This is a genomic window from Pseudomonas sp. B5(2017) (assembly GCF_002112825.1).
Taxonomy (GTDB): domain Bacteria; phylum Pseudomonadota; class Gammaproteobacteria; order Pseudomonadales; family Pseudomonadaceae; genus Aquipseudomonas; species Aquipseudomonas putida_Z.
Window position 1 is genome coordinate 265,530 of record NZ_NEIR01000005.1, and the last position, 15,094, is coordinate 280,623.

Below are 15,094 nucleotides of genomic sequence, written 5' to 3' on the forward strand. Positions count from 1 at the left end.
CATGAGCCAGGCCAGCGCGCTCCGGGCGCCCACCGCACAACCACTGCCGCCAACGGCCAGGGAGCAGGCCTTGCGCCCGGAGGTCAATGAAGCCCATGTGCGCTTCATCGGCCTGGGCAAGACCTACCCGGGCCAGGCGCAACCGGCCTTGCAAGGCATCGACCTGAACATCCGCCATGGCGAGATCTTCGGCATCATCGGCCGCAGCGGCGCCGGCAAGTCATCGCTGCTGCGTACCATCAACCGTCTGGAGCAACCCAGCCAGGGCCGGGTGCTGATCGACCAGGTGGACATCGCGCCCTTCGACGAGGACCACCTGGTAGCCCTGCGCCGGCGTATCGGCATGATCTTCCAGCACTTCAACCTGATGTCAGCCAAGACCGTGTGGCAGAACGTCGAGCTGCCCCTGAAGGTGGCCGGCGTGGCCAAGGCCGAACGCCAGCGCAAGGTGCGCGAACTGCTGGAGCTGGTCGGTCTGCAGGAAAAGCACCACGTGTACCCGGCGCAGCTGTCCGGCGGGCAGAAGCAGCGCGTGGGCATTGCCCGGGCGCTGGTGCATGACCCCGAGATCCTGCTGTGCGACGAGGCCACCTCGGCGCTGGACCCGGAGACCACCGCTTCCATTCTCGAACTGTTGCGCGACATCAACCAGCGCCTGGGCCTGACCATCGTGCTGATCACCCACGAAATGGCGGTAATCCGCGATATCTGCCACCGGGTGGTGGTGCTGGAACGTGGAGAAGTGGTCGAGCAGGGTGAGGTCTGGCGGGTGTTTGGCTCACCACGCCACGAGGTCACCCGTACCCTGCTGGCGCCGTTGCAAGCCAGGTTGCCAGCCGCGCTGCAAGCCAGCCTGCGGGCCAGCCCGGCAAGCCGCGACAGTGCGGTGGTGCTGAGGCTGACCCTGCTCGGCGAGCCCGAACTGTCTGCCCTGTTCAACGACCTTGGCGGGCGCGTGCGCCTGCTGCAGGGCGGTGTGGAAACCATTGGCGAGCATGCCCTGGGGCAGCTGATCCTGTCGGTGCAGCACTCGCCGCACGACACCCATCAATTGCTGGAACGCGCCCGCCGCTGGGCCGAGGACGTGGAGGTACTGGGCCATGTGGTTTGATCGCCTGCTGGAAGGCTTGCTCGATACCCTGCTGATGGTTGGCGTGTCGTCGCTGATCGCCCTGCTGGTGGGGGTACCGATGGCGGTGCTGCTGGTCACCAGCGACAAGGGCGGGATCTTCGAGGCCCCGCTGCTGAACCGGGTGCTGGGTGCCTTCGTCAACCTGTTCCGCTCGATCCCGTTCCTGATCCTGATGGTCGCGCTGATCCCCTTCACCCGCCTGGTGGTGGGTACCACCTATGGCGTGTGGGCGGCGGTGGTGCCGCTGACCATTGCCGCCACGCCGTTCTTCGCGCGGATTGCCGAGGTCAGCCTGCGCGAAGTCGACCACGGCCTGGTGGAGGCTGCGCAGGCCATGGGCTGCCGACGCTGGCACATTGTCTGGCACGTGCTGCTGCCAGAGGCGCTGCCGGGGATTGTCGGGGGCTTCACCATTACCCTGGTGACCCTGATCAACTCCTCGGCCATGGCCGGAGCGATCGGTGCCGGGGGACTGGGAGACATCGCCTACCGCTATGGCTACCAGCGCTTCGACAGCCAGATCATGCTGACCGTGATTGCCATGCTGGTGGCGTTGGTGGCGTTGATCCAGCTGGGTGGAGACCGGTTGGCGAAAGGCTTGAACAAGCGCTGAATGCTTCGCGGGCACGCCCGCTCCCACAGGTACTGCACAGGGCTTGAATACAACGCTATCCCTGTGGGAGCGGGCATGCCCGCGAAGGGGCCTTCAACCCCAGCGAAGATCCCCGGCAGGCACCGGCCGCCCGAACCAGTACCCCTGCCCCAGCTGACACAGCTCATGCAGCAGGAAACTGGCCTGCTCTGCCTGCTCGATGCCCTCGGCATGCACCTGCATGCCCATGCTGCGGGCCAGGGCGATGATCACCCGGACGATCGCGATGTCGTCCTCATCCAGCGGCAATCCGGCAACGAAGCCCTGGTCGATCTTCAGCTTCTGCACCGGCAAGCGCTTTAGCCGCAGCAGCGATGAATAACCGGTGCCGAAGTCGTCGATGGCCAGGGTCACCCCCAGCTCGCGCAGGCGATGCAACTGCTCCAGGGCCACCTCCGGGTCCTCCATCACCGCACTCTCGGTCACCTCCAGCTCCAGCAAGGCCGGGGCCAGACCGGTGTCGTGCAGCACCTCGGCCACCTGCTGGTACAGCTCGTGCTGGCCAAACAGGCGGCTGGAGATGTTCACCGCCACGAACGCCAGCTGCCTCCCTTCACCCTGCCATCGCACCATCTGCCGACACGCCTGGCGCAGTACCCAGGCGTCGATCTCGGCAATCAGCCCGGTACGCTCGGCAATCGGGATGAACTCGCCCGGCGGCACCAGGCCGCGCTGGGGGTGCTGCCAGCGCACCAGGGCCTCGACGCCGACCTGGCGGCCGCTCGCCAGGTCGTGCACCGGCTGGTAGAACACCCGCAGCTCGTCCTGCTCCAGGGCCCGGCGCAGATCGCCGGCGGTTTCAACCCGCTGCTGGGCGTGGGCGGTCAGCTCTTCGGTGTACAGCGCATAGCAGGCCCGCCCGTTGCTCTTGGCCTTGTACAACGCCGAGTCGGCATTGCGCAGCAACTGCTCGGCACTCAAGGCATCGCTGGGGAACAGGCTGATGCCCACGCTGACACTGATGAACAGGCGGTGACCGTCGAACAGGAACGGCTCGCGCATACGCTCGATGATGCCCTGCGCCAGCTTGCCCGCCTGGCCGACCTCATGGCAGTTTTCCGCCAGCACGCCAAATTCGTCGCCCCCAAGGCGCGCCAGGGTCACGCCGCTGCCCAGCACCTCACCCAGGCGCTCGCCCACCAGTTTCAGCAACTGGTCGCCAATGGTGTGGCCAAGGCCGTCGTTGATGCTCTGGAAGTGGTCCAGGTCCAGCAACAGCAAGGCACAACCACGCTTGTTGGCCTGGGCTGCAGCCAGGGCCTGCTCGACCCGGTCGTTGAACAGCAGGCGGTTGGGCAGGTCGGTCAGCGGGTCGTGGTGGGCCAGGTAGGCCAGTTCCTGTTCCGAATGCTTGATCGCGCTGATGTCGCTGAACACCGCCACGTAATGGCTGAGCTCGCCTTCATCGTCGCGGATGGCGCAAATGGTCTGCCACTGCGGGTAGATTTCACCACTCTTGCGCCGGTTCCAGATTTCGCCGCTCCACTCGCCCTTTTCCGCCAGGGTGGCGAATATCTGCTGGTAGAACGCCAGGCCATGGCGGCCCGACTTGAACTTGTTCGGGCGCTGGCCGATGACCTCGTCCTGCTGGTAGCCGGTGATTCGCATGAAGGCACGGTTGACGTGCACGATCAGGCCATCGCGATCGGTCACCAGCACGCCTTCGAGGGTGCTGTCGAACACTGCCGCAGCCATGCGCAGGCGTTCACGGTCTTCACCACGCATACGCGCGCCAACGCCGATGAAGTCGAGCAGCCGTACCCTCGATACATAGATCAGCAAGGCGCTCAGCAGCACCCAGACCACCACGTTGATCTGCCGGCCCACGGTCAGTGCCAGGGGATCCTCGGTCATGCCGTGCAACACCACCTCGGCCAGCGTCAGCCAGAGGATCGAGAGCACCACATACAGCGCAGCCATGCGCAAGGCGTCGCGAACGGAAACAGACATGTCGGGTGCAATTGCCCATAAAAAATGATGGGGCATTATAAAGGCTGAAACATGTCGTGACTTCCTATCTGAACGGGTGACTGTATTTATTTCCTGCCCAAGGGATAATCAGCCCCTCCTCCTGCATTCCGAGGGTATTTACACCTATGTGGTACAACGGCCTGCTCGACTTGTCGGCCTGGCAACTGGTCGGCATCACCCTGCTGATGACCCACGTGACCATCGTCAGCGTCACGGTCTACCTGCATCGCTACTCCGCGCACCGGGCCCTGGAGCTCAATGGCGCGCTCAAGCACTTCTTCCGTTTCTGGCTGTGGCTGACCACGGCGCAGAACACCCGCGAATGGACTGCCGTCCACCGCAAGCACCACGCCAAGTGCGAAACCCCCGACGACCCGCACAGCCCGCTGTACAAGGGCCTGGGCACGGTGCTGCGCAAGGGTGCCGAGCTTTACCGGGAAGAGGCGCGCAACCCCGAAACCCTGCGCATCTACGGCAAGAACTGCCCGGACGACTGGATCGAGCGCAACCTCTACTCGCGCTACAAGCTGGGCGGCATCGCGCTGATGGCGGTAATCGACCTGCTGCTGTTCGGCACCATCGGCATCACCATCTGGGCAGTGCAGATGATGTGGATTCCGTTCTGGGCCGCCGGCGTGGTCAACGGCCTGGGCCACGCTCTCGGCTACCGCAACTTCGAGTGCCGCGACGCCGCCACCAACCTGGTGCCGTGGGGCATCGTCATCGGTGGCGAAGAGCTGCACAACAACCACCACACCTACCCCAACTCGGCCAAGCTGTCGGTCAAGCGCTGGGAGTTCGACATGGGTTGGGCGTGGATCCGCCTGTTCTGCCTGCTGCGCCTGGCCAAGGTGCAGCGCGTCGCTCCTATCGCCCACCGGGTGGCCGGCAAGGCCAGCCTGGACATGGACACCGCCATGGCCATCCTCAACAACCGTTTCCAGATCATGGCCCAGTACCGCAAGCTGGTGATCGGCCCGCTGGTCAAGCAGGAGCTGGCCCGCGTCGATGCCTCGCTACGCCACCACTTCCGCCGCGCCAAGCGCCTGTTGTCGCGCGAGACCAGCCTGCTGGAAGACCGCCACCATGTGCGCATCGAGTCGATGCTCGCCCACAGCCAGGCGCTGAAGACCATCTACGAAAAACGCCTGGCCCTGCAGCAGATCTGGGCGCGCACCAGCGCCAACGGCCACGACATGCTGGCCGCCATGAAGGACTGGGTACACGAGGCGGAAACCAGCGGCATCCATGCCCTGCGCGACTTCGCGGCACAGCTCAAGACCTACTCCCTGCGCCCGACCGGCGCCTGACCGCCGTTGATCGGCACGCCCCTTTGGCGGGGCGTGCCGCCCGGAACTTCGCCCTCTCGTTTACACTCATATCTGGCACATCGCCCGCGTGGCGGGCCAGATGCTGGCCGCACGCTTTCACGCCGAGATCTGCTCCGTGCACATGGCCAAGAACATTCCAACGACACTGCCCGGCACCCCGCCTCCCGAAGCCGCCCAGACCTTGCTTGCGCTGCTCCACGCCCAGGGCGAGGTTGCCCGCCTGAGCGAGCGCGAGCAGCTGTTCAGCTCGCTGCTCGACAGCGTCAACGCGGTGCTATGGGCCTTCGACTGGGAAACCCGTCAGGTGCTGTACGTCAGCCCCGCCTACGAACGCATCTTCGGCCGCCCGGCCAGCCTGGTGCTGGCCGACTACAACGAGTGGCGCGACAGCATCTACCCGGACGACCTGGAGTTCGCCGAGCGCAGCCTGGCCCAGGTACTGCTCAAGGGCTCGGTGGAAGACCGCGAGTACCGCATCCTCAATGCCGACGGCCAGCTACGCTGGCTGAGCGACAAGTGCTACATCAACCAGCAACGCGATGGCGACCGGGTGATCATCGTCGGCATCGCCGAAGACATCACCGAGAAGAAGCAGCTCGAAGGTGAACTGCAGCGCCTGGCCACCACCGACGTGCTGACCCAGAGCAGCAACCGCCGGCACTTTTTCGAATGCGCCCAGCAAGCCTTCGACAGCGCCCGCGAAGACGGTACGCCACTGGCCTTCCTGCTGCTGGACATCGACGACTTCAAGCGCATCAACGACAGTTACGGTCACCAGGAAGGCGACCAGGTATTGCAGCAGATCGCCGATAGCGGCAAGGCCGTGCTACGCCGAGGTGACCTGTTCGGGCGCATTGGTGGCGAGGAGTTCGCGGCAGTGTTCCCCGGCTGTAGTGCCCAGGTCGCGGAGCAGATTGCCGAGCGCTTGCAGCGGCATATCCAGCGGCTGAGCTTCAGCCATGGTGAGCAGACCTACGGGGTGACGGTGAGCCAGGGGGTGACCGGGCTGACTGACGAGGATGTGGCGCTGGACAGCCTGTATGCCAGGGCCGATGCGGCGATGTACCAGGCCAAGCGCCAGGGCAAGAACCAGATCGTCCGCGGCTGAGCCTTTGGGGGGGCTTTGCCCCCCTATCGCGACACAAGGCCGCTCCTACAGGCAACCGCTTACCCGTGTAGGAGCGGCCTTGTGTCGCGATGGGCCGCAAAGCGGCCCCAAAATCTCAGCTGGAAACCTCGGCCTCAGCTACCGGCGGCTCTTCCTGCGGCTTCACCTCCGGGTTCTCCACCTTGCGCAACCGCCTCAGTTCCGGCAGGCCAAGCTTGAGCAGCCGCGCGGTCTTGCTGCTGGCCACCTTCTCCAGCCCCTGCTCGGCCGGCAGCCGCGACAACTGCCCGGCCAGGTTCATGGCCAGGATCTCCCGCGAATACACCCCGCCGCCCAGCTGGTAGATCGCCGCAATCAACTCGCGCAACCCCAGCGGCAACCGCCAGCGCGTACGCAGCGCCGAGCCGAACGCCGCCCCGAACTCGTTGAGCGACAGCTGCACCTGGTCCTCATCCAGCTCGCCCCCGGCCAGCCGCCATTCCTGCAGGCAGCGCAGCACCGCCAGGTCACCCAGGCAATGCAGCAACCCCGCGCAATAACAACGCCCTTCGTCCAGCTCGAGCATGCGTGCCAAGGTGCGGCCATATTCGGCAGCGTGCAGCGATAACTCCCAGTAACGGGCCGCATGCTCCGCCAGCAGCGGGTCACTGAGGCGCGCACTGCGCTTGAGGGTCATGCCCAGGATCAGGTTCATGCTCTGGGTGCTGCCAAGCTTGTTCAAGGCCTGCAGCAACGTCTGCACCGGTGCTTCGCGGTGCAGCGCTGCGCTGTTGGCCGCAGCGATCAGCACGGCGGTGATCTGCGGGTCGCCCTGCACTTCCTCTTCGAGCACTCTCAGGTTCAGGCCCTGGGGGTTGAGCGCGCGCTTGATCGCCACCTGCACATCGGCCAACAGCGGCCCACCATCGGCGGTAGCGCGACGCTGTTCGAGGTAGGCCGGCAGGCTGGCACCAGCCTGCAAGGCTGGCACCGGGCAGGCGATCTCTTCGCCAACCGCCAGCAGCAGCTCTTCCAGGCGCTTGCGCAGGGTGTCCAGGTTCAGCGGCTTGCTCAGGTAGGCCGTGGGGTGCAAGGGCAGTGCTTCGCGCACACTGGCACTGTCGCTGCGGTTGCTCATGAGAATGAACGGCAACCCCGAACCTTTGGCGCGCACCTTGCGCAACAAGTCGAGGCCATCGACACCGGCCAGTTCGCGCGCGGCGATGATCAGGTCGGGTTTGCTGGACAGCGCACTCAAGGCCTGCGAGCCGTCGGCGCAGACCTGCAGCCGGGCATCACAGCGCACGCTCAACAGCATTTCGCTGAGCATGTCGCGTACCCAGGGGTCGCCCTCGACAATCAGTACGCTTGGTGGGGTGGGGTCTGCAGCGTTCATCGCCAACTCCTGAATAGCCCTGACACACAGTCCGTCGCAGCTTCCTGAGCAAATCCTCCGACAACGATAGCGCCCCACGGCTTTCCTGGGCACAAAAAAAACCCGCCGAAGCGGGTTTTTTCTGAAGCACGTCACATCAGGCGATTTCAGCGAAGCACTCTTCGATGATAGCCAGGCCTTTGTCCAGCAGAGCGTCTTCGGCGGTCAGCGGAACCAGGATACGCAGGACGTTGCCGTAGGTGCCGCAGGACAGCAGGATCAGGCCCTTCTCGCGAGCCTTGGCGACAACCTGGCCAACGGCAGCAGCGTTCGGGGTGTGAGTGCCTTTCTCGAAGACTTCGACAGCGATCATCGAGCCCAGACCACGGACGTCGCCGATGATCGGGTACTTCTTCTGGATTTCGCGCAGGCCAGCGGTCAGGCGCTCACCCACAGCTTTGCTGCGATCCAGCAGTTTCTCTTCTTCGAACACTTCGATCACGGCCAGGGCCGCGGCGCAAGCGATCGGCGAACCGGCGTAGGTGCCGCCCAGGCCGCCAGGAGCGATGGCGTCCATGTACTCGGCCTTGCCGCACACACCGGCCAGCGGGAAGCCGCCAGCGATGGATTTGGCGAAGGTGGTCAGGTCAGGCGCAACGCCCATCTGTTCCATGGCGAAGAAGGTGCCGGTACGGCCAGCGCCGGTCTGTACTTCGTCGGCGATGAGCAGGATGCCGTGCTGGTCGCACAGGGCGCGCAGGCGCTTCATCAGCTCTTTCGGCGCTGGCAGGAAGCCGCCTTCGCCTTGTACCGGCTCGAGGATGATCGCGGCGATGTCGCGCGGCTCGGCGTCGTTCTTGAAGATGCGCTCGACCGAGGCGATGGCGTCGTCAACGCTGATGCCGTGCAGTTCGCTCGGGAACAGGGCGCGGAAGATGCCACCTGGCATCAGGCCCATGCCAGCGGAGTACGGCACGACCTTGCCGGTCAGGCCCAGGGTCATCATGGTACGGCCGTGGTAGCCGCCGGTGAAGGCGATGACGCCAGCGCGGCCAGTGGCGGCACGGGCGATCTTGACGGCGTTTTCAACGGCTTCGGAGCCGGTGGTGACCAGCAGGGTCTTCTTGTCGAAGTCGCCTGGGACCAGCTTGTTGATCTTTTCGCACAGCTCTACATAAGGTTCGTAGGCCAGCACCTGGAAGCAGGTGTGGCTGACCTTGGTCAGCTGCTCTTGCACGGCCGCAACCACTTTCGGGTGCAGGTGGCCGGTGTTCAGTACTGCGATGCCGCCGGCGAAGTCGATCAGTTCGCGGCCTTCAACGTCGATCACGGTCGAGTTCTTCGCGGTATCGACGAAGATCGGGTGGATCTGGCCAACGCCACGTGGGACGGCGGCGACACGACGTTGCATCAAGGATTCGTTGGTCTTGCTCATAATGCCCTCATTGCGCCGGTCTGGAGTGGCGCTTTTATTCGGGGGTGGCTGGGAGTGCTCGCGAACAGTATTCGTTGATCGACTGCCGTGAACGCCCTGGCCACCAGGTACTGCGATGTAAAAAAGGCCAGCGAGACGTCGCTCTCGCGCCCCGCTGGCAGAGGTAAAGCCGTTACCGTGCTATCAGACGCTGATGCACAGGTATTTGATTTCGAGGTAGTCCTCGATACCGTACTTGGAACCTTCGCGGCCCAGGCCCGAAGCCTTGATGCCACCGAACGGTGCCACTTCGTTGGAGATCAGGCCGGTGTTGATACCTACCATGCCGTATTCCAGGGCTTCGGCAACACGGAACACACGGCTCATGTCGCGGGCGTAGAAGTACGAGGCCAGGCCGAACTCGGTGTCGTTGGACATGGCGATGACTTCGGCCTCGTCCTTGAAGCGGAACAGCGGCGCCAGCGGGCCGAAGGTCTCTTCCTTGGCGACGGCAGCGGTCTTCGGTACGTCGACCAGAATGGTCGGCTCGAAGAAGTTGCCTTCGATGATCTTGCCACCGGACAGTACCTTGGCGCCTTTGCCAACGGCGTCTTCGATATGTTCCTGGACCTTGGCGACAGCCTTGCCGTCGATCAGCGGGCCAGTGGTGGTGCCTTCTTCCAGGCCGTTACCGATCTTCAGCTTGGCAACCGCGGCGGCCAGCTTCTGGGCGAACGCGTCGTAGACGCCGTCCTGCACGTAGATACGGTTGGCGCAGACGCAGGTCTGGCCGTTGTTGCGGTACTTGGAGATGATCGCGCCCTCGACCGCCTTGTCCAGGTCGGCGTCGTCGAACACGATGAACGGGGCGTTGCCACCCAGCTCCAGGGAAACCTTCTTGATGTCCTTGGCGCATTCTTCCATCAGCTGGCGACCGATTTCGGTCGAGCCGGTGAAGGACAGCTTGCGGACCAGGGAGTTGCCGGTCAGTTCACCGCCAACTTCGCCAGCGCTGCCGGTAACCACGCTCAGCACGCCAGCCGGGATGCCGGCACGGTGGGCCAGCTCGACCAGGGCCAGGGCGGAGTACGGGGTCTGCGAGGCAGGCTTGAGCACCATGGTGCAGCCAGCGGCCAGGGCCGGGCCGGCTTTGCGGGTGATCATGGCGGCCGGGAAGTTCCACGGGGTGATAGCCGCGGTAACGCCGATTGGCTGCTTGATGACGATCAGGCGCTTGTCTGGCTGGTGGCCCGGGATGGTGTCACCGTAGACGCGCTTGGCTTCTTCGGCGAACCACTCGATGAACGAGGCAGCGTAGGCGATTTCGCCCTTGGCTTCGGCCAGCGGCTTGCCTTGTTCGGTGGTCATCAGGCGAGCCAGGTCGTCCTGGTTCTCGATCATCAGTTCGAACCAGCGACGCAGCTTGGCCGAACGCTCCTTGGCGGTCAGGGCACGCCAGGCCGGCAGGGCCTTGTCGGCGGCTTCGATGGCGCGGCGGGTTTCCGCGGTGCCCATCTTCGGCACGGTACCGATGACTTCACCAGTGGCCGGGTTGGTGACCTTGATGGTCTGGCCGTTGTCCGCATCCAGCCACTCACCATTGATGTAGGCTTGCTGGCGGAACAACTGAGCGTCTTTGAGCTGCATGTCGGCTTCCCGAATTGTTGATTGTTGAAAAGCGCCCAAGGCAGGGCATCGAGCGTTTGAAATCTCAAACGAATGCTAAGCGGCTGCTGGGGTGTTGGACAATAGGCTGTTCGAAAAAAAGAACGAATGGTTGAACACCCTGGCGGAAATTTCATCATTTGCATAATGGCAACGGGCCTCTTCGCGGGCACGCCCGCTCCCACAGGTACTCCACCGGTTTCGAACTCGGTGCAGTACCTGTGGGAGCGGGCGTGCCCGCGAAGAGGCCAGTACAGGTTAGACGAACGAGCTGAAGGAAATGTGATGGGAGGACCGACGGCCCTCCCGGAAGGGATGGGTCAGAAGGCCTTGGCCAGGTCGATCACCAGGGCCCGGTAACCCACGCTGCCCGGCTGCCGGCTGTGCACCTTCAGCTCCACCAGCACCTCCTGGGTCCCGCGCCGTACCTCGTTGAGCACGGTGGTGGTCAGTTTCTCCGGGGTCAGGAAGTTCACCGACGCCGAGTAGATGAACTGGGTGTCGGTCTCCGGCCGGTAGGCCACCACCGAGGTCACCGGGCTGTACCACTCGTCACCGCGCTCCTTGCCATATTCCCACACCTGTTCGACCGTGCCCTTGGCGTCGTCGATGCGGTACTCCACCGCCCGGCTGTAGTTGCCGGTCAGCCTGGTCGGCGCAAAGTCGCGGCCCCAGCCGTTGTCGAACACGGTCAGTGTGCCTTTTCCGGTCAGCCAGGCGGTGTGCTGGGTCCAGGACCAGTCGAAGCCTTCGCTCGCCACCGGCTTCAGCACTTTCTCGCGCAGACGCTCAGGCCAGCCTTGGGGCGAGGCGAGAATCCACTTCACCTGCTTGTCGCGGCCGATCTTCACCACGCCCTGGTGCCGTGCTGAAACGATGATGCTGTCGTCATCGGCGTCGTAGTCGATGGCATTGACGTGCGCCCAGTTACGCCCGGTGCCCACCCCCGGGGTGTCACCAAAGGGCAGGTCACCCTCGGCCAGTTCGTTGGCCAGCCGCTCGTCCTGTTTCTGCACCCCGGCCGGCAACTGGATGGCTGCCTTGCCCAGGGTTTCAAGCAGGTCGCCACGGTACGGGTCGAGGATCTGGTTGAGGTCCCAGAAGTCCAGCACATCACCGGCCTCGTCGACCTCGATGATGTGGTCGCGGATCGAGCGCACGCGCTTGCCATCGGGCCGGCGATAGTCGCTGGTGCCCACCCGCAGCAGGTAGGTGCCATTGGCGGTCTCGCGGATTTCATGGGAGAAGTCGGCAAACTTGTCGGGCAGGCTGCGCTGCCAGATACGCCGGCCCAGCAGGTCGTACTTGGAGTAGGTCTGGCCCTGGCCCCAGATCAGCTTGCCGTCGCGGGTCTGCTGGAAGCCCATGGTGCCGCCCAGGCCATCGCGGCGGTTGGAGTCGTGGATCTGCTCGATGTCCAGGTACCAGCGCACGTCGCCATTGCTGTCGGCGATCCAGTTGTTGCCCACCTGGTCCCATTCCGCCGCACCGCCGAGGGCATTCCACTTGAAGGCGCGCCCGCCCGGGATGTCCCCCTGCAGATGGTTGAACAGGTACAGGCGCTTTTCAAAACCTGGCGCTACTTTGACCGACTGCACTTCAGGCAAGGCAGCGGTCTGCCTGGCCACCACAGGCAGGCGCACGGCCGGGGCGTAGATCTGATACTGCTCGCGGATGCGCTCGCCGTCGAGCTTGTAGGTCACTTCCACCTGGTTGACGTGATCCGGGTACAGGCCGAATACCGGGATGCCGCCATAGGTCCACAACGAACGGTCGGACACCTCGTAGGCGATGTCCACACCGCGCTCGCCCCGCCCCAGCACGCGCACGTGCGCGGCACTCAGGCTGCGCCCACCGTCGCGAATGATCGCGGTCAGCGGCGCCAGGCGATACGGGTTGACCACCACGTCGCCGAGCAGCGCCTCGTCACGCTCGGGAACCTTGGCGGTCAGGCAGGCGCCTTCAGGCAATGCAGGGGTTTCGGTCTTGGCATTCATGGCATAGCTCCTTGTGCTCAGAAGTCGTAACGGGCGGTGGCGCCGAAAGTGCGCGGGGTACCGAGCACGCCGGCATAGCCACCGTTGGCGGAGTTCCACAGGCTGGTGAAGTAGGTCTTGTCACCGGCGTTCTTCACCCACAGCGACAGGTCGACCACGCCGTCGCCCTGGTCCAGGCGCACACCGGCGGAAAGGTTGACCAGCGCGTAGCTGGGGATCTGGCCGAAATCGGAATCGTCGATGGTGCCCACCGCCTTGGAGCGGAAGGCGTAGCTGGCGGTGACGTAGGGTTCGATGTGCTCGCTGGCCTGCCACTTGTACTGGGTGTTGAGGTTGGCGATGTACTTGGAGGCGCCGACCACCTGGTGGCCGGACAAATCGCAGGTGGCAGTGGCATTGGCCAGGCTCACTTCCGGCGGGCATGGGGCGTCCTTGTACTCGGTGTAGCGCACGTCGTTCCACGAGCCGTTGAAGTTGACCGTGAGGCCGCGCAGCGGCAGTGCCGTGGCTTCGAACTCCAGGCCACGCGAGCGCACGCGGCCGGCGTTGGCCAAGTACTGCACGCGGTTGATCTGGTCGTAGACGTTGGCCTGGTAGCCATGCACTTCGGCCCAGAACAGGTTGGTATTGAGTTGCAGGCGGTCGTCGAACAGCGAGCTTTTCAAGCCGAGTTCGGCGTTGTTGACCCGCTCGGTGCCGACCAGCAGCGAATCGGTGCCCAGCCGTGGCGCAGCGCCAACGGTAAGGTTGATACCGCCAGACTTCTCGCCGTGGGTCAGGGTGGCGTAGCCCAGCAATTGCTCGTTGAAGCGGTAGCTCAGGCCCAGCAGGCCAGAGGGGCTGAAGCTGTACTGGTTGAGGTCGCCTGAATCGTAGGCGCCTACCCGGCCCTGGCGTGCTGCTGCGGCGGCCCCGGTTACTGCCGCACCGCCGGTTGGTGCATCGCGGGTCACCCAGGCGCTCTTTTCTTCATAGGTGCCTCGAACGCCGGCGGTGAAGTCCAGGCGGTCGGTGATGTGCCAGGTGCCCTGGGCGAACAGCGCGTAGCTGTCCGTGTCGATGTGCCCGTTGCCAATGGTGTCGACGTTGGCCAGGGCGCCGGCCGGGGTGAGGTTCCAGATGTCCGCCTGCGGCCCGTAGAAAGTGAAGGATTTGTTGTCCAGGTCCTGCTTGAAGTAGTACGCGCCCAGCACGTAGTCGAAGGCACCACCGGTGGGCGAAGCCAGGCGGATTTCCTGCGAGTACTGCTTGTCGCGCACCGACACCCCGGCGCTGTAGAACACCGGCACGTTGAGGCCGTCGTCGTTGCGCGGGGTGAAGTCCCACCAGCGGTAGGCGGTGATCGAGGTCAGGGTGAAGTCGTTGGGCAGGGTCCAGTTGGCCTCCACCGAGGTACCGCCCTGGAACACCGTCACCTGCTGGTCGGCGTCGAAGTTCACCTTGCGGTGCTTGCCCGACACCAACGTCGCGCCGGCCTGGGCGGCCAGGCTTTCGTAGCGGTTGACGCCATTGATGGTAGGGCCGGTGCTGTACAGGCTGAGGATGCCGTTGTCGGAGTCTTCTTCGTTGTATTCGCCGATCCAGCGCAGGTTGAAGGTTTCGCTCGGTTTGAACAGCAGCTGGGTACGAAAACCTTGGCGCTTGCCGCCGTTGAGGTCGTCGCCGTTGTGGATGTTCTTCACATAGCCGTCGTCTTCGGTGCGATAGGCGCTGATGCGCCCGGCCAGTGTGTCGCTGATCGGCCCCGAGAAGCTGCCTTGGGTTTGCAGGTAACCGTCTTCACCAAACGACTGCTGGATGCTGCCCTCGCGGTGGAAGGTGGGCTTGCGCGTGGTGATGTTGAGCACGCCAGCGGTGGTGTTCTTGCCGAACAGCGTACCTTGCGGGCCGCGCAGCACCTCCAGTTGCTCCACGTCCAGCAGGTCGAACACCGCCATGCCGGGGCGGCCGAGGTAGACGTTGTCCAGGTAGATGCCGACGCTGCCTTCCAGGCCATCACTGGCGGGGTTGTTGCCCAGGCCACGGATCGAAATGCTCGACTGGCGGGCATGAACGTAGGCGACGTTGGTGCTGGGTACCAGTTGCTGCAGGTCTTGCACGCGGTAGATGCGTTGGCTTTCCAGGGTTTCGCTGTCGAGCACGCTGATCGGCGTGGGCACGCTTTGCGCGGTTTCTTCGCGGCGGCGGGCATTGACCGTGACGGTGCCGAGCTTGGCCTCCTGCTCCACCGCCGGGGTGGCACTGACCGGCTCTTCGGCGAAGCTGGCAGAGGACGCCGCCAGCAGCACGCCGGCAGCCAAGGGTTGCAAGGTGAAACGCGACGCGCGCGCAGGCCAACGGGAAACTCCGGACATGCAAATGCTCCTTGAGGCATGGGCCCTGGCGAGCATTTCCGTTGGCGGAACCGAATCGCGGTCAGTCGGGCTTATATTCTTTTAGGTGATATAAATATTTGTAAATCATATTTTGT

At 64.3% G+C, this 15,094-nt stretch carries 10 protein-coding genes; 4 read left to right on the forward strand and 6 right to left on the reverse strand.

The genetic code is table 11. From position 1 onward, the window contains the following. Nucleotide 1 precedes the first annotated feature (1 nt). Together CAG00_RS10010 and CAG00_RS10015 are read left to right on the forward strand one after the other, a co-directional pair. Nucleotides 2-1,111, forward strand: a complete 1,110-nt coding sequence (locus CAG00_RS10010; RefSeq protein WP_025337312.1) for a methionine ABC transporter ATP-binding protein — start codon at nucleotides 2-4, stop codon at nucleotides 1,109-1,111. Beyond that, a complete protein-coding gene (locus CAG00_RS10015; protein ID WP_008096606.1) occupies nucleotides 1,101-1,745 on the forward strand; it encodes a methionine ABC transporter permease in 645 nt (214 codons plus the stop codon). The genes CAG00_RS10010 and CAG00_RS10015 overlap by 11 nt, the downstream gene beginning before the upstream one ends. Nucleotides 1,746-1,838: 93 nt before the next feature. Here CAG00_RS10015 and dibA read toward each other — a convergent pair whose 3' ends face one another. Beyond that, nucleotides 1,839-3,734, reverse strand: coding sequence for a phosphodiesterase DibA (dibA, locus tag CAG00_RS10020; protein WP_085664172.1), 1,896 nt, complete (start codon nucleotides 3,732-3,734; stop codon nucleotides 1,839-1,841). 146 nt (nucleotides 3,735-3,880) lie between these two features. On the opposite strand from dibA, the gene desA reads away from it, so the two are divergent. Both desA and CAG00_RS10030 read left to right on the forward strand, forming a co-directional pair. Next, the gene (gene desA, locus CAG00_RS10025) at nucleotides 3,881-5,065 is read left to right on the forward strand and encodes a delta-9 fatty acid desaturase DesA (RefSeq protein ID WP_039614263.1); all 1,185 of its coding nucleotides are present in this window, start codon (nucleotides 3,881-3,883) and stop codon (nucleotides 5,063-5,065) included. Between the two features lie 100 nt (nucleotides 5,066-5,165). Continuing rightward, a complete protein-coding gene (locus tag CAG00_RS10030; RefSeq protein WP_085664173.1) occupies nucleotides 5,166-6,194 on the forward strand; it encodes a sensor domain-containing diguanylate cyclase in 1,029 nt (342 codons plus the stop codon). A 115-nt stretch (nucleotides 6,195-6,309) separates the two neighbouring features. On the opposite strand, the gene CAG00_RS10035 is transcribed toward CAG00_RS10030, so the two are convergent. The 5 genes from CAG00_RS10035 to CAG00_RS10055 all read right to left on the reverse strand — a co-directional run bounded on the left by CAG00_RS10035 (nucleotide 6,310) and on the right by CAG00_RS10055 (nucleotide 15,014). Then, nucleotides 6,310-7,569, reverse strand: coding sequence for a response regulator (locus CAG00_RS10035; RefSeq protein WP_075044305.1), 1,260 nt, complete (start codon nucleotides 7,567-7,569; stop codon nucleotides 6,310-6,312). 136 nt (nucleotides 7,570-7,705) lie between these two features. Beyond that, complete coding sequence (gabT, locus tag CAG00_RS10040; RefSeq protein ID WP_003255866.1) at nucleotides 7,706-8,983, reverse strand: 4-aminobutyrate--2-oxoglutarate transaminase; 1,278 nt, start codon at nucleotides 8,981-8,983, stop codon at nucleotides 7,706-7,708. Nucleotides 8,984-9,166: 183 nt separating this feature from the next. Next, nucleotides 9,167-10,609 (reverse strand): NADP-dependent succinate-semialdehyde dehydrogenase, encoded by a 1,443-nt coding sequence (gabD, locus tag CAG00_RS10045; RefSeq protein ID WP_015268576.1) that lies wholly within the window; start codon nucleotides 10,607-10,609, stop codon nucleotides 9,167-9,169. A 338-nt stretch (nucleotides 10,610-10,947) separates the two neighbouring features. After that, nucleotides 10,948-12,624, reverse strand: a complete 1,677-nt coding sequence (locus CAG00_RS10050; RefSeq protein WP_085664174.1) for an aryl-sulfate sulfotransferase — start codon at nucleotides 12,622-12,624, stop codon at nucleotides 10,948-10,950. Between the two features lie 17 nt (nucleotides 12,625-12,641). Next, nucleotides 12,642-15,014 carry a TonB-dependent receptor gene (locus tag CAG00_RS10055; protein WP_371858052.1) on the reverse strand — a complete coding sequence of 791 codons (2,373 nt, stop codon included), beginning with the start codon at nucleotides 15,012-15,014 and terminating at the stop codon, nucleotides 12,642-12,644. Nucleotides 15,015-15,094 lie beyond the last annotated feature (80 nt).